The sequence below is a fragment of the Pseudomonas sp. PARCl1 genome (assembly GCF_947311875.1).
Lineage (GTDB): Bacteria > Pseudomonadota > Gammaproteobacteria > Pseudomonadales > Pseudomonadaceae > Aquipseudomonas > Aquipseudomonas juntendi.
On sequence record NZ_CAMZMX010000008.1, the window covers coordinates 61,910 to 80,331 of the forward strand.

Annotated in this window: 15 protein-coding genes; 4 read left to right on the forward strand and 11 right to left on the reverse strand. The window is 62.4% G+C overall.

Annotated elements, in window-relative coordinates:
* Positions 1-131: 131 nt before the first annotated feature.
* The 7 genes from nuoF to QME24_RS06960 form a co-directional block, all read right to left on the reverse strand.
* Positions 132-1,493, reverse strand: a complete 1,362-nt coding sequence (nuoF, locus tag QME24_RS06930; protein ID WP_054904798.1) for an NADH-quinone oxidoreductase subunit NuoF — start codon at positions 1,491-1,493, stop codon at positions 132-134.
* Positions 1,490-1,987: an NADH-quinone oxidoreductase subunit NuoE gene (nuoE, locus tag QME24_RS06935; RefSeq protein ID WP_003251433.1), complete on the reverse strand. Its 498-nt coding sequence runs from the start codon at positions 1,985-1,987 to the stop codon at positions 1,490-1,492. The genes nuoF and nuoE overlap by 4 nt, the downstream gene beginning before the upstream one ends.
* Positions 1,988-1,989: 2 nt before the next feature.
* Positions 1,990-3,771 (reverse strand): NADH-quinone oxidoreductase subunit C/D, encoded by a 1,782-nt coding sequence (nuoC, locus tag QME24_RS06940; RefSeq protein ID WP_009686425.1) that lies wholly within the window; start codon positions 3,769-3,771, stop codon positions 1,990-1,992.
* Positions 3,772-3,850: 79 nt separating this feature from the next.
* Positions 3,851-4,528 carry an NADH-quinone oxidoreductase subunit B gene (locus QME24_RS06945; protein ID WP_003251429.1) on the reverse strand — a complete coding sequence of 226 codons (678 nt, stop codon included), beginning with the start codon at positions 4,526-4,528 and terminating at the stop codon, positions 3,851-3,853.
* A gap of 9 nt (positions 4,529-4,537) precedes the next feature.
* Entirely contained in the window at positions 4,538-4,951 is a 414-nt protein-coding gene (locus QME24_RS06950) for an NADH-quinone oxidoreductase subunit A (protein WP_003251427.1), read from the reverse strand.
* A 1,343-nt stretch (positions 4,952-6,294) separates the two neighbouring features.
* Entirely contained in the window at positions 6,295-7,620 is a 1,326-nt protein-coding gene (aceA, locus tag QME24_RS06955; RefSeq protein ID WP_009684219.1) for an isocitrate lyase, read from the reverse strand.
* A gap of 490 nt (positions 7,621-8,110) precedes the next feature.
* Complete coding sequence (locus QME24_RS06960; protein ID WP_177331330.1) at positions 8,111-8,875, reverse strand: secretin N-terminal domain-containing protein; 765 nt, start codon at positions 8,873-8,875, stop codon at positions 8,111-8,113.
* A gap of 266 nt (positions 8,876-9,141) precedes the next feature.
* Between QME24_RS06960 and QME24_RS06965 the strand changes: the two genes are divergently transcribed.
* On the forward strand, positions 9,142-10,584 hold the full coding sequence (locus QME24_RS06965; protein WP_054904921.1) for a SulP family inorganic anion transporter: 1,443 nt from the start codon (positions 9,142-9,144) through the stop codon (positions 10,582-10,584).
* Between the two features lie 118 nt (positions 10,585-10,702).
* Here QME24_RS06965 and fusA read toward each other — a convergent pair whose 3' ends face one another.
* Entirely contained in the window at positions 10,703-12,814 is a 2,112-nt protein-coding gene (fusA, locus tag QME24_RS06970; RefSeq protein ID WP_054904920.1) for an elongation factor G, read from the reverse strand.
* Positions 12,815-12,887: 73 nt separating this feature from the next.
* A complete protein-coding gene (locus tag QME24_RS06975; RefSeq protein ID WP_054904919.1) occupies positions 12,888-13,313 on the reverse strand; it encodes a hypothetical protein in 426 nt (141 codons plus the stop codon).
* A 243-nt stretch (positions 13,314-13,556) separates the two neighbouring features.
* On the opposite strand from QME24_RS06975, the gene QME24_RS06980 reads away from it, so the two are divergent.
* Positions 13,557-13,859, forward strand: a complete 303-nt coding sequence (locus tag QME24_RS06980; protein WP_280091375.1) for a hypothetical protein — start codon at positions 13,557-13,559, stop codon at positions 13,857-13,859.
* Positions 13,860-13,862: 3 nt separating this feature from the next.
* On the opposite strand, the gene QME24_RS06985 is transcribed toward QME24_RS06980, so the two are convergent.
* Together QME24_RS06985 and gcvA are read right to left on the reverse strand one after the other, a co-directional pair.
* Positions 13,863-15,113 (reverse strand): aspartate aminotransferase family protein, encoded by a 1,251-nt coding sequence (locus QME24_RS06985; RefSeq protein ID WP_280091374.1) that lies wholly within the window; start codon positions 15,111-15,113, stop codon positions 13,863-13,865.
* 125 nt (positions 15,114-15,238) lie between these two features.
* Positions 15,239-16,135 (reverse strand): transcriptional regulator GcvA, encoded by an 897-nt coding sequence (gene gcvA / locus QME24_RS06990; RefSeq protein WP_029885289.1) that lies wholly within the window; start codon positions 16,133-16,135, stop codon positions 15,239-15,241.
* A gap of 256 nt (positions 16,136-16,391) precedes the next feature.
* Here gcvA and QME24_RS06995 point away from each other — a divergent pair, with 256 nt between their 5' ends.
* Positions 16,392-17,774, forward strand: coding sequence for an amino acid permease (locus QME24_RS06995; RefSeq protein ID WP_232891979.1), 1,383 nt, complete (start codon positions 16,392-16,394; stop codon positions 17,772-17,774).
* Positions 17,775-17,831: 57 nt separating this feature from the next.
* Positions 17,832-18,329 (forward strand): PaaI family thioesterase, encoded by a 498-nt coding sequence (locus QME24_RS07000; RefSeq protein ID WP_232891978.1) that lies wholly within the window; start codon positions 17,832-17,834, stop codon positions 18,327-18,329.
* The last annotated feature ends 93 nt before the right edge of the window (positions 18,330-18,422 follow it).

Genomic DNA, 18,422 nt, shown 5'->3' on the forward strand with positions numbered 1-18,422 from the left:
GTTCAAAGTTCTTCGTTGGCCCGCGTGAGCGGGCGTGGCTAATGGAAATCGGTGAGCCTGCGGCACGCCACGAGTCATTCGGGCCTGCCGGCGGGCTGGCGGGTGGCACGGACCACCCGCGTTCTATCTTCTTATGCGCCGACCACAATCGGCTTCGCCAGGTTCGGGCGCAGGGTGCCAGCGCTTTCAGGCGCCACACCGGCCTCGAACTCCGAGCGGAAGTACTTGATGGCACTGCCCAATGGCTCGACGGCACCCGGTGCGTGAGCACAGAAGGTACGGCCTGGGCCAAGGAAGTTGACCAGCCCCAGCAGCGTCTCGATGTCTTCGGCGCGGCCCTGGCCGTTTTCCAGTGCGCGGAGCATTTTCACGCTCCACGGCAGGCCGTCACGGCAAGGGGTGCACCAGCCACACGACTCGCGGGCGAAGAACTCTTCCATGTTGCGCAGCAGCGACACCATGTTGACGCTGTCGTCGACCGCCATGGCCAGGCCCGTACCCATGCGGGTGCCGACTTTGGCGATGCCACCGGCGTACATCTGCGCGTCGAGGTGCTCGGGCAGCAGGAAGCCGGTACCGGCGCCGCCTGGCTGCCAGCACTTGAGCTTGAAGCCGTCACGCATGCCACCGGCGTAGTCCTCGAACAGCTCGCGGGCGGTAACGCCGAACGGCAGTTCCCACAGGCCCGGGTTCTTGACCTTGCCGGAAAAGCCCATCAGCTTGGTGCCGTGGTCTTCGCTGCCTTCACGGGCCAGCGACTTGTACCAGTCGTTGCCGTTGGCGACGATGGCTGGCACGTTGCACAGGGTTTCGACGTTGTTCACGCAGGTCGGTTTGCCCCATACACCCACCGCAGCAGGGAAGGGCGGCTTGGAGCGCGGGTTGGCGCGGCGGCCTTCCAGCGAGTTGATCAGCGCGGTTTCTTCACCGCAGATGTAGCGCCCGGCACCGGTGTGCACGAACAGCTCGAAATCGAAACCGCTGCCCAGGATGTTCTTGCCCAAAAGGCCTGCGGCCTTGGCTTCATCGATGGCGCGGTTGAGGTTCTTCGCGGCGGTGGTGTATTCGCCGCGCAGGAAGATGTAGCCGCGGTAGGCCTTCAGGGCGCGGGCGCTGATCAGCATGCCCTCCACCAGCAGATGGGGCTGTTGCTCCATCAGCATGCGGTCCTTCCAGGTGTTGGGCTCCATTTCGTCCGCGTTGCACAGCAGGTAGCGGATGTTCATGGATTCGTCTTTGGGCATCAGGCCCCACTTCACCCCGGTGGGGAAGCCGGCGCCACCACGGCCCTTGAGGCCGGAGTCCTTGACGCTTTGCACGATTTCGTCGGCGGACATGTCTGCCAGCGCCTTGCGCGCGGCGGCGTAGCCGTTCTTCGATTCATACTCGGCCAGCCATACCGGTTCGCCGTCGTCACGCAGGCGCCAGGTCAGCGGGTGGGTTTCGGCCGTGCGCGCGATGCGGTTGGCCGGGCCGAAGGAAGTAATGGTCATACGTAACCCTCCAGCAGTTTGGAAACGCCAGCCGGCTGCACGTCACCGAAGGTGTCGTCGTCGATCATCAGCGCCGGGGCTTTGTCGCAGTTGCCCAGGCAGCATACCGGCAGCAGGGTGAAGCGGCCGTCTGCGGTAGTCTGGCCAAGGCCGATGCCCAGTTCGCTCTGGATCTGGCTGACCACCGATTCGTGGCCGCCGATGTAGCAGACCATGCTGTCGCACACGCGGATGATGTGGCGGCCGACTGGCTGGCGGAAAATCTGGCTGTAGAAGGTGGCTACACCTTCGACGTCGCTGGCCGGAATGCCCAGCACTTCGCCGATGGCGTGAATGGCGCCGTCCGGCACCCAGCCGCGTTCCTTCTGAACGATCTTCAAGGCTTCGATGGACGCCGCGCGCGGGTCCTCGTAGTGATGCATTTCGTGCTCGATGGCCGAGCGCTCGGTTTCGCTCAGGGCGAAACGGTCTGTCTGGATAAGCGTGCTGTTCATGCTTAGCGGTCCACGTCAGCCATAACGAAGTCGATACTGCCCAGGTACGCAATGAGGTCGGCGACCATGCTGCCTTTGATCACCGAAGGGATCTGCTGCAGGTGCGGGTAGCTCGGGGTACGGATCCGGGTGCGGTAGCTCATGGTGCCGCCATCGCTCGTCAGGTAGTAACTGTTGATGCCCTTGGTCGCCTCGATCATCTGGAACGACTCGTTGGCCGGCATCACCGGGCCCCACGAGACTTGCAGGAAGTGCGTGATCAGGGTTTCGATGTGCTGCAGGGTGCGCTCTTTCGGCGGCGGCGTGGTCAGCGGGTGATCCGCCTTGTACGGGCCTTCCGGCATGTTGCGCAGGCACTGGTCGATGATGCGGATACTCTGGCGCATCTCCTCGACGCGGACCATGCAGCGATCGTAGGCATCGCCGTTGTGGGCCAGCGGTACTTCGAACTCGAAGTTCTCGTAGCCGGAGTAAGGGCGGGCTTTGCGCAGGTCGAAGTCGCAACCGGTGGCGCGCAGGCCCGCACCGGTGGTGCCCCAGGCCAGTGCTTCCTTGGTGTTGTAGGCAGCGACGCCGATGGTACGGCCCTTGAGGATGCTGTTCTGCAAGGCCGCCTTGGTGTACTCGTCGAGGCGCTTGGGCAGCCATTCGACGAAGTCCTTGACCAGCTTGTCCCAGCCGCGCGGCAGGTCGTGGGCGACGCCACCGATGCGGTACCAGGCCGGGTGCAGGCGGAAACCGGTGATCGCCTCGATCACGGTGTAGGCGCGCTGGCGGTCGGTGAAGGTGAAGAACACCGGGGTCATGGCACCCACGTCCTGAATATAGGTGCCCAGGAACAGCAGGTGGCTGGTGATGCGGAAGAACTCGGCGAGCATGATGCGGATCACGTCGACCTTCTGCGGCACCTGGATGCCGGCCAGCTTCTCCACCGCGAGCACGTACGGCAGGTTGTTCATCACCCCGCCGAGGTAGTCGATACGGTCGGTGTAGGGGATGAAGCTGTGCCAGGACTGGCGCTCGGCCATTTTCTCGGCGCCACGGTGGTGGTAGCCGATGTCCGGTACGCAGTCGACGATCTCTTCACCGTCCAGCTGCAGCACGATGCGGAATGCACCGTGCGCCGAAGGGTGGTTGGGGCCGAGGTTGAGGAACATGTAGTCCTCGTTGGCGCCCTGACGCTTCATGCCCCAGGCTTCGGGGTTGAAGCGCGCCGATTCCTCTTCGAGCTGCTGCTTGGCCAGGGTCAGGCTGTACGGGTCGAACTCGGTGGCACGGGCCGGGTAGTCCTTGCGCAGCGGGTGGCCTTCCCAGGTGGGGGGCATCATGATGCGGCTGAGGTGCGGGTGGCCGGCAAAGTCGATGCCAAACATGTCCCAGACTTCGCGCTCGTACCAGTTGGCGTTCGGCCAGATGCTGGTCACCGATGGCAGGTTGAGGTCGCCTTCGCTGAGCGACACCTTGATCATCACGTCGCTGTTACGCTCGATCGACAGCAGGTGGTAGAACACGCTGAAGTCGGCGGCTGGCAGGCCGCGGCGCTGGGTACGCAGGCGTTCGTCGACGCCGTGCAGGTCGTACAGCATGCTGTACGGCTTGGCCACGCCACGCAGGAAGCTCAACACTTCCTTGAGTTGGGCGCGCTTGACCCACAGCACGGGCATGCCGGTGCGGGTTTCCTGGGCGACGAATGCTTCGGCGCCAAAACGGTTGTGCAGTTCGACGACCACATCCTGGTCGTCAGCCTTGTAGGGCGGAATGAAAATAGCGTTGTCCGCTGTCATGGTCTCGGTCGCTTTGGGTCAACGTTAAGAATGAAGCCAGGCCGCCGGCTCCATGGGGAGCGGGCGGCAGGTCGCTGGATCAGACTTCGTCGGGGCTGCGCAGGTTGGTTACGGCAATGCGCTGCTCACGACGCAAGTCTTTCTGGGCTGGCATCTCGGCACGGTAAATACCTTGATCACCAACAACCCAGGAAAGCGGGCGTCGTTCTTGGCCGATCGACTCCTGCAGCAGCATCAAGCCTTGCAGGAAAGCCTCAGGGCGTGGCGGGCAGCCAGGCACATAGACGTCCACGGGGAGGAACTTGTCGACCCCCTGAACGACCGAGTAGATGTCGTACATGCCACCGGAGTTGGCGCACGACCCCATGGAGATCACCCACTTGGGCTCGAGCATCTGCTCGTACAGGCGCTGGATGATCGGCGCCATTTTCACGAAGCAGGTACCGGCAATGACCATGAAGTCGGCCTGACGCGGCGAGGCCCGGATGACTTCGGCGCCGAAGCGGGCGATGTCGTGGGGGGCCGTGAAGGCCGTGGTCATTTCCACGTAGCAGCAGGACAGGCCGAAGTTGTACGGCCACAGTGAGTTCTTGCGACCCCAGTTGACCGCGCCACGCAGCACATCTTCGAGCTTGCCCATGAAGATGTTCTTGTGGACCTGGTCCTCCAGCAGTTGATCAGTGACGGTTTCCCGTTCACCGACCGGGTACTGCTCGTTGGGCGCATCCGGATCGATTCTGGTGAGATTGTATTGCATGCCAAAGCCTCATTGTTTCAGCTTCGCTTGCCGCTTGCGGCGACCTTCGGGAGCCCAATCAAGTGCCCCGACGCGCCATAGGTAGACAAGACCTGCCAACAGAATTGCTATGAAAACGAGTGCTTCGACGAACCCGGTCCAGCCGCTTTCGCGGACGGACACAGACCATGCAAAGAGAAAGAGGGCTTCGATATCGAAGATCACGAACAGCATCGCGACCAGATAGAATTTGGCGGACAGGCGCAGGCGGGCGCTGCCGACGGGCAGCATGCCGGATTCGAAGGGTTCGTTCTTGGCGCGGCCCCATGCCTTGCTACCGAGCAGGCTGGACAGGCCGAGCATGAAGGCGCACAGGCCGACGACACCCAGGAGGAAGATGGCAAAGCCCCAGTTGTGGGCGATGAGTCCTGCCGAATCGGACATGCTAGAAATCCTTATACAGAGACCCAGCTCTGCAGTCTGAAAAAAGTGTAGAGCGGCGACCTGGTGTCGCACATGCAGTGACCAAATGTCGCAGCTGAATCAATCGCGCTGATTTTATGGGTAAACCTGGTGCAAGTAAAATTTCTGTAGCAAATTTATCCGTAGGATTTAGTGCAACAGCAGCGCGTAAATGGCTGAAAGCCTTGAAATTCGGGCATTGCGTGCGCTTTTGTTAATTATGTTTCTTGCGAGTGGTAACGAATTACAAGTTTCGTAATGATAATTAATATCATTTGGCCTGGTGCCATTTAACTGGGCTGTTCTGAGCCTTGTAAAGTTCATCTGGCGAGTCCCCCTACTTGTAAATGCGAAAGGGCCGTGTTCTAGCAGCTTTGCGCGGCGGTTGCACCGCTCTGGGTCAATACTTTAGTGGTTGGGTCATGACTGGCTGATGAAGCGGCCGGCCAGTGCTGCCCTGGGTGCGGTGCTGCCACAAGCATAGACGTGATTGTGGGGTTTGTTGGGCTGGCGTGGGTCGCGTGAGGGCTGCCATTTGTATGGCGAAAGGAATGCAGCGCCTGTGAAACCGAGCGCCGCCCGCGCGCGACCGCCTTGTTTGTACGTCGCCATATCGAGGCGTGCGCCAAAGCGTTCGCGCGCAAATCCCACAGGCATAACTGGCCCGAAACAAGCGTAGGAGCGAGCGCAGCTCGCGATGCGCCGCGCGGGCGGCGCTCGATCTGCGCAACACCGCAAAAACCAAGGCAGGCACCTCGCCGCCCTGATGCGGTCCTTGCTGGTTTGCTGCCTCAAGATAGACCTGATTATGGGGTTTGTTGGGGCTGCCGTTGGGTCGCGTGAGGGCTGCCATTTGTATGGCGAAAGGAATGCAGCGCCTGTGAGACCGAGCGCCGCCCGCGCGGCGCATCGCCGGCAAGCCGGCTCCCACATCTGTTTCGGGCCAATGATGCCTGTGTGATTTGCGCGCGCCCCCTTTGGCGCATGGCTCGATACCGCGCCGTATTTACTAGGCGGTCGCCTGCGCTGGCCCAGGATGGACTGGCCCGAAACAGATGTGGGAGCCGGCAAGCTGAACTGGCATGCAGCACAGAGGCACCCCTGATAGGCGCGATTCGCCTGTAGGAGCGGCCTTGTGTCGCGAAAGGGCCGCAGAGCGGCCCCGGCAATTTTGCGTTGGCGCATAGATCCCGGGGGCGCTACGCACCCCTTTCGCGACACAAGGCCGCTCCTACAGGGTTCATCCGCGAAAGGGCCGGTACCGGCAAAAACAAAGGCCCGGCGCTTTTACAAGCCCCGGGCCTTCGTTCAACCGCATTCCACTATCAATGGAACTGCTCTTCCTCAGTCGAACCAGTCAGTGCAGTCACCGACGAAGCCCCACCCTGAATAACAGTGGTCATGTCGTCGAAGTAGCCAGTGCCCACTTCCTGCTGGTGCGCCACGAAGGTGTAGCCCTTGCTGGCGTCAGCGAATTCCTGCTCCTGCAGCTTCACATAGGCGGTCATGTCGTTGCGGGCGTAGTCGTGCGCCAGGTTGAACATGCCGTGCCACATGTTGTGGATGCCGGCCAGGGTGATGAACTGGTGTTTGTAGCCCATGGCCGACAGTTCGCGCTGGAACTTGGCAATGGTGGCGTCGTCCAGGTTCTTCTTCCAGTTGAAGGAAGGCGAGCAGTTGTACGAAAGGATCTGGTCCGGGTACTCCTTCTTGATCGCTTCGGCGAAGCGGCGGGCTTCGTCCAGGTCCGGTTTGGCAGTCTCGCACCAGATCAGGTCGGCATACGGCGCGTAGGCCAGGCCGCGGGCGATGGCCTGGTCGAGGCCGGCGCGTACCTTGTAGAAGCCTTCACGGGTGCGCTCGCCAATCACGAACGGCTGGTCGTACGGGTCGCAGTCGCTGGTCAGCAAGTCGGCGGCGTTGGCGTCGGTACGGGCCAGGATAATGGTCGGTACGCCCGATACGTCAGCAGCCAGGCGTGCAGCCACCAGCTTCTGTACGGCTTCCTGGGTCGGTACCAGTACCTTGCCACCCATGTGGCCGCACTTTTTCACCGAGGCCAGCTGGTCTTCGAAGTGCACGCCGGCGGCGCCTGCTTCGATCATGTTCTTCATCAGCTCGTAGGCGTTCAGTACGCCGCCGAAACCGGCTTCGGCGTCAGCCACGATCGGCGCGAAGTAGTCGATGTAGCCTTCGTCGCCCGGGTTCTTGCCCGCTTTCCACTGGATCTGGTCAGCGCGGCGGAACGCATTGTTGATGCGCTTGACCACGGTCGGTACCGAGTCGACCGGGTACAGCGACTGGTCCGGGTACATGGACTCGGCCGAGTTGTTGTCGGCGGCAACCTGCCAGCCGGACAGGTAGATGGCCTGGATGCCGGCTTTTACCTGCTGGACTGCCTGGCCGCCAGTCAGGGCGCCCATGCAGTTGACGAAGTCTTTCTCAGGGCGGAAGGACGGGTGGGCACCTTCGGTGACCAGCTTCCACAGTTTCTCTGCACCCTGGCGGGCAAAGGTGTGCTCGGGTTGCACGGAGCCACGCAGGCGAACGACATCAGCGGCGGTGTAGGTACGGGTCACGCCTTTCCAGCGCGGGTTCTCGGCCCAGTCTTTCTCGAGGGCTGCAATTTGCTGTTCGCGTGTCAGTGCCATGGAAATAAACCTCGTCGCATCGATCTTGAGTTAATTGTGCTGATGCTCGGAGCAGATCAGGTGCCTGGCGGCTGTCCTGTTCGCAGGTGTGCGGCGGCGAACGCGAAGGCTCGAAGGGGAAGGAGAGTGCAGGCCAGGCAGAGGGCGCCCCGGCAGGTCGGCTCGTGGATGCCTAACTGCGGTGCTACGCGATTGCCAGTACTGCGGTGATGCGCTTCCGTCCCTCGGGACAACTTCTTCGTTGCAGTCGCAATCCCGTCGAACCGCCTTGTGGGCCGTATAGACACAAGGCGCCTCCGGGGGTGGGAGGAGCGCGCCTCGAAGGCCCTTGCCAGGGCCCCTGATTAGCGGGAGCGAGGCCATCATGCCCTTGGGAAAAACACCCTGTCAAATGTTTTGTAGTGGTTTTTTGTGCTTACTACATCTTTGGTCTAATACGACTTGTCAGTCAGTTTCAAGGCCTTTGGTCGAGGCCTTGAATTGCCTGGGATCAGTCGAGAAGGTCGACTTTTACACGCAAAGTCATGTTTTCACCGCGCTGGGTGCTGTAACTGCGGCTTGACGTACTGCGGTCCGCTTGGCTCTGCTGGTTGTAGCCCGCCAGGGTGATCCACTCGCCGAGCTTGCCAGTGATGGTTGTGTCGGTACTTTGCACTTTTACTACATCTGCACGTTCCTGGCTGATGCGGTCATTATTTGTGCTTATTTGCAGACGAACCGTTTCTCCGCTCAGAGTCGGGGTGACATAGAAACCTTGGGTCACGTTGCGGTATTCGGTGTTGCTCTGGAGGCGCCCGTAGCCGTCGGTGCTGGTGCTGGTAACCGGGATGCTCTGGCCAACCTGGATGAGTGCTGGCTGGCCTTCGCTGGCCTGAACTTGCTGCATGCCACCGTCGCGGTTGCTGGTGCCGTAGCGAATGACCTGGCCGTTGCCCCGGTTGTCCTGGAAGTTGCTGTCGTTGTTGTCAACGCTGATCAGCAGGCGCTTGGGCGCGGTATCCAGCTGCTGCAGCAAGGCACGCAGGTCGTCGATGCGCTCGGGGCTGGCGTTGACGATCAGCTTGTTCTCGAAGGCGCTGACCGTGCCGTCTTTGGCGATGAATGCCTGTGCGGCAGGCAGCAGTTCGGCACTGCTGCGGTGCTGCAGCGGCAATACCTCGGTGGCGGCCTGGGCGGTGAGGCTGGCGGCCACCAGCAGGGCGGCGCTTATGGGGCGTAGCGGCATGTCCATGATCTCCGCAGGTGGGGTTGCCATGATGGCAAAGGCGTCCTGCCTGTGCTGGATGCACATCAAAAACTGCCTTTTATCCTGGCTTTATCCAGGAAACTATAAATTATAGTCAGCCAGATAATTGCAGATAATCGCCCTCCACAGGCCGTGCCAGGGAGCCTGAGAGCCCTTCGGCACATTGCGCGGTGGCTGCTGTCAGACAAATTCCGTAACATCCCGCCTTCGATTTTTGCCCGCTCTAAAGGCCGTACAGGTGCCCAGGCTGTTGTCCGGCTAATTACAGGATGCCCATGAAACACACCCGACTACGCGCCGACCTGCTCGCCGGCCTGACCACCTCGTTTGCCTTGGTGCCCGAGTGCATCGCCTTTGCCCTGGTGGCCCACCTTAACCCGCTGATGGGCCTGTACGGTGCGTTCATCATTTGCACCTTGACCGCACTGTTCGGCGGTCGGCCGGGCATGATTTCCGGGGCTGCCGGCTCGATGGCGGTGGTGATCGTGGCGCTGGTGGTGCAGCACGGCGCGCAATACCTGCTGGCAACGGTGCTGCTGGGCGGGGTGGTGATGATTCTGTTCGGCCTGCTGCGCCTGGGCAAGCTGGTGCGCCTGGTGCCGTACCCGGTCATGCTGGGCTTCGTCAACGGCCTGGCCATTGTCATTGCCATGGCCCAGCTGGAGCACTTCAAAAACGGTGAGCACTGGCTCAGTGGTACGCCGCTGTACCTGATGATTGGCCTGGTGGCGCTGACCATGGCGGTGGTCTACCTGCTGCCGAAGCTCACCCGCGCCGTACCGCCGGCACTGGTGGCGATTCTTGGCGTTGGCTTGCTGGTGTACCTGCTCGGCTTGCCCACCCGCACCTTGGGTGACATGGCGCACATCGCTGGCGGCTTGCCGGGGCTGGCGCTGCCGGATGTGCCGTGGAACCTGGAAACCCTCAAGATCATCGCCCCCTACGCGGTGCTGATGGCCATGGTCGGCCTGCTGGAAACCCTACTCACGCTGAACCTGACCGACGAAATCACCGAAAGCCGCGGCTACCCGGACCGCGAGTGCGTGGCATTGGGCGCCGCGAACATGGTGTCGGGCCTGTGCGGTGGCATGGGGGGTTGCGCGATGATCGGGCAAACGGTGATCAACCTGAGCTCCAATGGCCGTGGCCGGCTGTCGGGTGTGGTAGCCGGTGTGATGATTCTGCTGTTCGTGTTGTTCCTGTCGCCTTTGATCGAGCGTATTCCCCTGGCGGCGCTGGTTGGCGTGATGTTCGTGGTGGCCCAGCAGACCTTTGCCTGGGCGTCCTTGCGGGTGTTGCACAAGGTGCCGGTCAACGATGTGCTGGCGATCATAGCGGTGACCGTGGTCACGGTGTTTACCGACCTGGCCATGGCAGTGCTGTTCGGCATCGTGATCGCGGCGCTGAACTTTGCCTGGCAGCATGCCCGGGAGTTGTACGCCGACAGCCATGAAGACGCCGATGGCAGCAAACGTTATCAAGTGCATGGCACGCTGTTCTTCGCCTCGACCACTTCATTTCTCGACCAGTTCGATGCCGCCAGCGACCCGGCCCAGGTCACGCTGGACTGCCAGCACCTGAGCTTTGTCGATTACTCGGCGGTTGCCGCACTGCAGACCTTGCGCGAGCGTTATGCCAAGGCGGGCAAGCACCTGCGCGTGGTGCATCTGTCGGAGCGGTGCAAGAAGCTGTTGAAGCGGGCAGGGGAGCAGCACTGAGAAAGGTTATTGTCTGTGCTGGCCTCTTCGCGGGCATGCCCGGTCCCACAGGAATGGCGCAGGCGCTGCCCCAGTGGGAGCGGGCGTGCCCGCGAAGAGGCCGGCACAGGCAAATGAATCACTCCCCGCGGTTCTTCCTGACGATGCCATCGGCAATGCTGGCTGGGGCCTCGGCATAGCGGGTGAACTCCATCGAGAAGCTGGCCCGGCCCTGGGTCATCGAGCGCATCGAGGTGGCGTAGCCGAACATTTCGCCCAACGGCACCTCGGCGCGGATCACCTTGCCCGCCGGGGTTTCGTCGCCGTCCTGGATCATGCCCCGGCGCCGGCTCAGGTCACCCAGGATGTCGCCCTGGTATTCCTCGGGGGTGACCACTTCCACCTTCATCACCGGCTCCAGCAGTACCGCGCCGCCTTTTTGCGACAGTTGCTTGGTGGCCATCGACGCTGCGATCTTGTAGGCCATCTCGTTGGAGTCCACATCGTGGTACGAGCCGTCATACACCGCTGCCTTCAGGTTGATCAGCGGGTAGCCGGCCAGCACGCCGTTCTTCATCTGTTCTTCGATACCCTTCTGGATCGCCGGGATGTATTCGCGGGGCACCACGCCGCCGACGATCTCGTTGACGAACTCCAGGCCTTCCTTGCCTTCGTCACCGGGGGCGAAGCGGATCCAGCAATGACCGTACTGGCCGCGGCCGCCGGACTGGCGGACGAAGCGGCCCTCGATCTCGCAGGTGTTGCGGATTTTCTCGCGGTAGGCCACCTGCGGCTTGCCGATATTGGCCTCGACGTTGAATTCACGGCGCATGCGGTCGACGATGATGTCCAGGTGCAACTCGCCCATGCCGGAGATGATGGTCTGGCCGGTTTCTTCGTCGGTGCGCACGCGGAATGACGGGTCTTCCTGGGCCAGTTTGCCCAGGGCGATGCCCATTTTTTCCTGGTCGGCCTTGGTTTTCGGTTCCACGGCCACGGAAATCACCGGGTCGGGGAAGTCCATGCGTTCCAGGATGATTGGCTTGTCCATGTCGCACAGGGTGTCGCCGGTGGTCACGTCCTTCATGCCGATGAGGGCAGCGATGTCACCGGCGCATACGTCCTTGATCTCCGCGCGCTGGTTGGCGTGCATCTGCACCATGCGGCCGATGCGCTCTTTCTTGCCCTTGACCGAGTTGAGCACGGCATTGCCGGAGCTGAGCACCCCGGAGTACACCCGGGCGAAGGTCAGGGTGCCGACGAACGGGTCGGTGGCGATCTTGAAGGCCAGGGCCGAGAACGGCTCCTTGTCGTCGGCGTGGCGTTCCAGGTGCTTGTTTTCGTCGTCGGGGTCGGTGCCCTTGATTGCCGGGATTTCCGACGGGGCAGGCAGGTAATCGATCACCGCATCGAGCATCAGCGGCACGCCCTTGTTCTTGAACGAGGAACCGAGGATGGTGGGTACGATTTCGTTGTTCAGGGTGCGTTTGCGCAGGCCGGCCTTGATTTCTTCGATGCTCAGTTCTTCGCCCTCAAGAAACTTCTCGGTCAGTTCGTCATCGGCCTCAGCCGCGGCCTCCACCATCTTCGCGCGCCATTCATCGGCCAGCGCCTTGAGCTCGGCAGGTATCTCTTCTTCGCGATAGCTGGTGCCGTTATCGGCATCGTTCCAGTAGATAGCTTTCATCTTCACCAGGTCGATCTGGCCGATGAAATGCTCTTCACTGCCAATGGCCAGCTGGATCGGCACAGGGTGGTGGCCCAGGCGCTGGTCGATCTGTTTGACCACCCGCAGGAAGTCGGCGCCCTGGCGATCCATCTTGTTGATGTAGGCCAGGCGCGGCACATGGTACTTGTTGGCCTGGCGCCAGACCGTTTCGGACTGGGGCTCGACGCCGTCGGCGCCGCTGAAGACCACCACGGCACCATCGAGTACGCGCAGCGAGCGTTCCACTTCGATGGTGAAGTCGACGTGGCCGGGGGTGTCGATGATGTTGAACCGGTACTTGTCGGCGAACTGCTTGGTCGAGCCTTGCCAGAAGGCCGTGGTCGCCGCCGAGGTGATGGTGATGCCGCGCTCTTGCTCCTGGGCCATCCAGTCCATGGTCGCGGCGCCATCGTGCACCTCGCCCATCTTGTGGTTGACCCCGGTGTAGAACAGGATCCGCTCGGTAGTCGTGGTCTTGCCGGCGTCGACGTGGGCGACGATGCCGATGTTGCGGTACAGTTCGATGGGCGTTGTGCGGGCCATGGCGGACTACCTGCGGCTGGGCGGATTCCACCACGTTAGCAGACCCGTGGAATCCTGCCGTGCCGCCGGGCTGTCAGTCGGCCTGGGCCTGCAGCAGCCACTGGCCATCCACTTCGCGAGCCAGGCCACACGCCGGTAGCAAAGCCAGCAAGCGTGGGTGCAGGCCGGCTTCGGTGAAGGTCTTGAGCGTGGCCAGGTCCAGCGCGCCGATCAGGTTCAGGTCGGCCTTGGTATAGGACAGCCAGGCTTTCTTCAGCACCTGGGCCACATCGCTGCCGGCGGTGCTGGCGAAACGGCGGTGCCACGGGCGGGCGTCGAAGGTGAAGGTGTGCGCGTGGCTATAGGTGCTGGGGTCGGCACCTTCGACGCAGCGGTGGCAGCGGCACGGGCCCTCGCCGAAAGCGTTGCGCAGGTAGCTGTTGAAGTCCACCACCGGCTTGAGGGACAGACGTTTGTCGACATCGAACAGGTCGGCGATCAGGGGTTCTTCGGCGCTCACTCGGGATCCTCGTGTGGTGTGGCGTGCATCGGCGGGCACCCTAACAGATCGGGGCGGCCAGATCACCTGTTGCAGGGCTGGCCGCTTCGCGGGTGAACCCGCTCCCACAAGGGCTGCAGCGTATTCAAGGGTTGTATGCCTGTGGGCGCTGGCTTGCCAGCGATGAGGCCAGTAGAGACAACAGGCAACGCCTGCCGTACTCTACGCGCCCATACGCCTACCCACCCATTGAGGTAACCCCGCTTGAGCACCCAGTACCCGTACATCGCCACCGTCACCATCAGCGCCGAGGACCGTGGGGGCGATACCGAGGCATCGGAAAACCCCGGTATGCGCGTTGGCCTGGAGGCGGTGACCGAGACCCTGAAAAAGGTGCATTTCGTCGGTACGCTCGCGGCGCCTGAAAAGAGTGCCACGCACATTTGCGTCACCCTGGAGAACGGCCTGACCTACTACGGCCCGATCGTCAATGGCCATGCCGAACTCGAAGGCGGCTGGATCGCGTTCGAGTCCGACATGCTCACCCCGGCAGAGCTGGGGCTGTAACGCTCAGTTCAACTCCGCCAGGCACTGCTCGAGGATATCCAGCCCTTCTTCGAGCACCTCGGCCTCGATGGTCAGCGGTGCCAGCAGGCGGATGATGTGCCGCGCCTTGCCGCTGGGCATCAGCAGCAGGCCTTTGGCGCGCGCCGCGTCCAGCACCTTGGCCAGTTGCGCCGGGGCGGGGCTGCCGTCTGCATTGACGAATTCAACGCCGCGCATGGCGCCCACGCCGGTCAGGCGCCCGATGAGCGGGTACAGGCCCGAGGCCGTCCAACGCTGGTGGCGGCTGACGATGGCCTGCTCCTGGCGCTCACCCCAGGTAGCCACGTTCTCGTCGGTCATCTGCGCCAGGCTGGCCAGTGCTGCCGCACAGGCAATGGGGTTGCCCGAGTAGGTGCCGCCGAGGCCGCCCTTGGGTAATGACCCCATCAGGTCCTTGCGCCCGACCACCGCACCCAAGGGCATGCCACCGGCAATGCTCTTGGCCAGCAACAGCAGGTCGGGCTCGAGCCCCAGGCGCGGGAAGGCGAAGCGCTGGCCGGTGCGGCCAAAGCCTGACTGGATCTCGTCGATGATGATCAGGATGCCGTGCTGGTCGCAGAAGCGGCGCAGGGCCTGGGCGAAGGCCGGGTCGAGGGCCAGGAAACCACCTTCTCCCTGCACCGGCTCAAAAATGAACGCCGCCACGTCTTCCACGGCCAACTCGACGCTGAACAAGCGGTCCATGGCCTTGAGTGCCTGTTCGCAGGTGACCCCGGTGTCGGCGCTGGGGTAGGGCAGGTGGTAGACCGGCCCGGGCAGCTCGCCGACCCGTTGCTTGTACGGGGCGACCTTGCCGTTGAGGTTCAGGGTAGCCAGGGTGCGGCCGTGGAAGCCCCCGTCGAAGGCGATGATGGCCCGTTTACCGGTGGCGCCACGGGCCACTTTCAGGGCGTTTTCCGCGGCTTCCGCGCCGCTGTTGGTGAGCATGCCGGCCAGCGGGTAGCTGACCGGTACGAACTGGCTCAGTTGCTCCATCAGCGCCAGGTACGGGCCATGGGGGGCGGCGTTGAAGGCATAGTGAGTGAGGCGGGTGGCCTGGGCCTGGATGGCCTCGACCACGGCCGGGTTGCAGTGGCCCAGGTTGAGCACGCCGATACCACCGACAAAGTCGATGTAACGTTTGCCGTCAGTGTCCCAGACTTCGGCATTGCGGCCATGGGAAAGTGTGATTGGGTGAACGATGGCAATCGATTGGCTGATACTTTCCTGGTTCATGGTGCACGCGGACCTTGTTCGAGTTTCTTATTATCCAAACGTGTTCGCAGGTTATTCCGCAAACGAATTATTCGATTGCGGTCATTCCATGGATTCGTGATCTGGCCGATACTTCGCCATTCAAATCAATCCCCCTCAGCTACGCGCTCCCGTATCCACTGCACAAAAGCCCTTATCTTGGGCACTTCGGCGGCATGTTCGGCATGCGCGATGAAGTGCCGGCCATTGCTCGGCACCGGGTGGTCCCAGGCCACCACCAGCTTGCCTTCGCTCAATTCCTCGGCCACCAGGTAGCGCGGGATCAGGGCGATGCCACAACCGGCGATGGCCGCGCGGATGCACAGGTAGAAGGTGTCGAAACGCGGCCCGTGGTAGCTGTTCTGGCTGTGCAAGCCCAGCCCCAGGAACCACTCATGCCAGGCTTCGGGCCGCGACACGCACTGCAACAGGCGGTGCTCGGTCAGCGCCTGGGCACTGTCGAAAGGGTGGCTGGCCACTAGCTGCGGGCTGCACACCGGCACGACCTCTTCACTGAACAATTCGATGCAGGTTGCCCCGGGCCAGGTGCCCTGGCCGAAGAAAAAGGCGATGTCGGCCTTGGCCTGGACCAGGTCGAACGGCTCCAGCTCGTTGCGTATGTCCAGGTGAATACGCGGGTAGCGGTCGCCGAAGCCCTTGAGCCTGGGCACCAGCCAGCGCGCGCCGAAGGTGGGCTGGGTAGCAATGCGCAGCACTTCGGTTTCGTCGCCATAGCTGAGGATGTAGCGGCTGGAAATATCGATCTGGGTGAGGATCTTGTTCACTTCGGTGAGGTACAGGGCGCCGGCCGGGGTCAGGTGCAGGCGCCGGCGAATACGCTGGAACAGCGAGTGCGAGAGCATGTCTTCAAGCTGCGCCACCTGCTTGCTGACGGCGCTCTGGGTCAGGTGCAGCTCTTGCGCCGCACGGGTGAAGCTGAGGTGGCGGGCGGCCGCTTCGAAACACTGAAGGGCGGTGGTCGAGGGCATCAGGCGTTTGGACATGACGGGTGAATACCGAGCAAAAAAGTAAGGAGTTCATTCCAAAACGGAATTATGTGTTTCGAAAAGGTCGTTTGTTGACCCCGGCCTATAGATTAATACTGACCTGGATCAACAATGACAACCGGTCATGTAAAGAGGAGGTCGTTAACCCGCTTTTGGTTTTTGTAAAACAACAACAACGCGCATCAGAAATTTAAAAGAATTCTGCTCCGACCTTCAGCCGCCATGCCGCGGCCGACCCATTCGAGGGTTCTTCATGGCTTCTCACGACAACAAGAAACAGCGCTCCTTGCAGCACGGCCTGACCTCGCGCCAGGTGTCCATGATTTCCATCGCCGGCATCATCGGCGCCGGCCTGTTCATCGGCTCGTCCAATGCCATTGCCACCGCCGGCCCGGCGATCCTCATTTCCTACGCCATGACCGGCCTGCTGGTGCTGCTGGTCATGCGCATGCTGGGTGAAATGGCCATCGCCAACCCCAACAGCGGCTCGTTCTCGACCTATGCCAGCGAGGCCATCGGCCCGTGGGCCGGGTTCACCATCGGCTGGCTGTACTGGTGGTTCTGGGTGCTGATCATTCCGGTCGAAGCCATCGCCGGCGCCGACATCCTGCATGCCTACTTCCCGGGCGTGCCCTCGTGGCTGTTCGCCTTCCTGATCATGCTGGTGCTGGCGGGCACCAACCTGGTCAGCGTGAAGAACTTCGGTGCGTTCGAGTACTGGTTCGCCTTGGTCAAGGTGGTGGCGATCATTGCGTTCATCGTGGTCAGCGGGTTGGCGGTGTTCGGTTTCTGGCCGCTGGCCGAGGTGTCCGGGGTCAGCCGCCTGTGGGACCACGGCGGCTTCATGCCCAACGGCTTCGGCACCGTACTGGGTGGCGTGCTGATTACCATCTTCTCGTTCTTCGGTGCCGAAATCGTCACCATCGCCGCTGACGAAACCGCCAACCCCAAAGACAAGATCCGCCGTGCCACCAACCTGGTGGTCTACCGCATCGCCATCTTCTACCTGGCCTCGATCTTCCTGGTGGTGTCGCTGGTGGCCTGGAACGACCCGGCGTTGAGGGCGGTCGGTTCATTCCAGCGGGTGCTGGAGGTGTTGAACGTGCCGGGGGCCAAGCTGCTGGTCGACCTGGTGGTGCTGGTGGCAGTGACCAGCTGCATGAACTCGGGCCTGTACACAGCCTCGCGCATGCTCTATTCGCTGGGCGCGCGTGGCCAGGCGCTGAGCATGACCAAGCGCATTTCCGGCTCTGGGGTGCCGACCGTGGCCGTGCTGTTCTCCACCTTGGCAGGCTTCGCCGGTTGCCTGGTCAACTATGTGTTCCCTGGCAAGGTGTTTGGCTTCCTGTTGTCTACCACCGGTGCCATCGCGTTGCTGGTGTACCTGGTGATCGCCGTGTCGCAGCTGCGCATGCGGGCCCGCGCCGAGCGCGAAGGGCGCCCGCTGGAGCTGAAAATGTGGCTGTTCCCCTACCTGACCTGGCTGGTGATCGGCACCATTGTCATGGTGCTGGGCTACATGCTGTTCAGCGATGCCTACCGCTATGAAACACTGATGACCGCCGGGGTGACGGTGTTCATCCTGCTGGTGTCGTTGACCCAGCGGCGTGGCCGCGTGGTTGCGCAGGCCGCCTGATGTTTCTGCTTTAATGGGGGCGTTGCGCGCCCCCTTTTTCATCAGCACAGGAAGCGTATGAACGACCAGCCCCTTTCCCTCCAGGCCATGGCGGCACCAGACGGTACCTGCTACGGCTGCGGTTGCTCCCACCCCAGCGGGTTGCACCTGCAAAGCCATTGGCATGCCGATGGTATCCACCTGGTCTGCAGGCATGCCCCGGACAGCACCTTCAGCGGTTGGCCAGGCCTGGTGTACGGCGGCCTGCTGGCGATGCTGGTGGATTGCCATTCCAACTGGACCGCCATGGCCTACCACTACCGGCACGAAGGCCGCGCGCCGGGCAGCCTGCCGCGCATCGACTGCGTGACCGGGACGCTCAACCTGACCTACCTGAAACCCACCCCGATGGGCATCGAATTGCTGCTCAAGGCCCGGGTAGAAGGTGAAGTAGGGCGCAAGAGCCGGGTGATCTGTGAAGTCTGGGCTGGCGACGTGCTGACCGTGACGGCGGACTCGGTGTTCGTCCGCGTCGATACCGAGAAACTCAAGCTCAAGGCCCACGGCCGGGGCTGACCAGCGTCGGTTTCAGAATGCGCCTGGTCGCACGTACGCAACCCTTCGGCGGCATAAGTGCCATGCTTGCAGGATGCCGTCGGACCAGCGCAC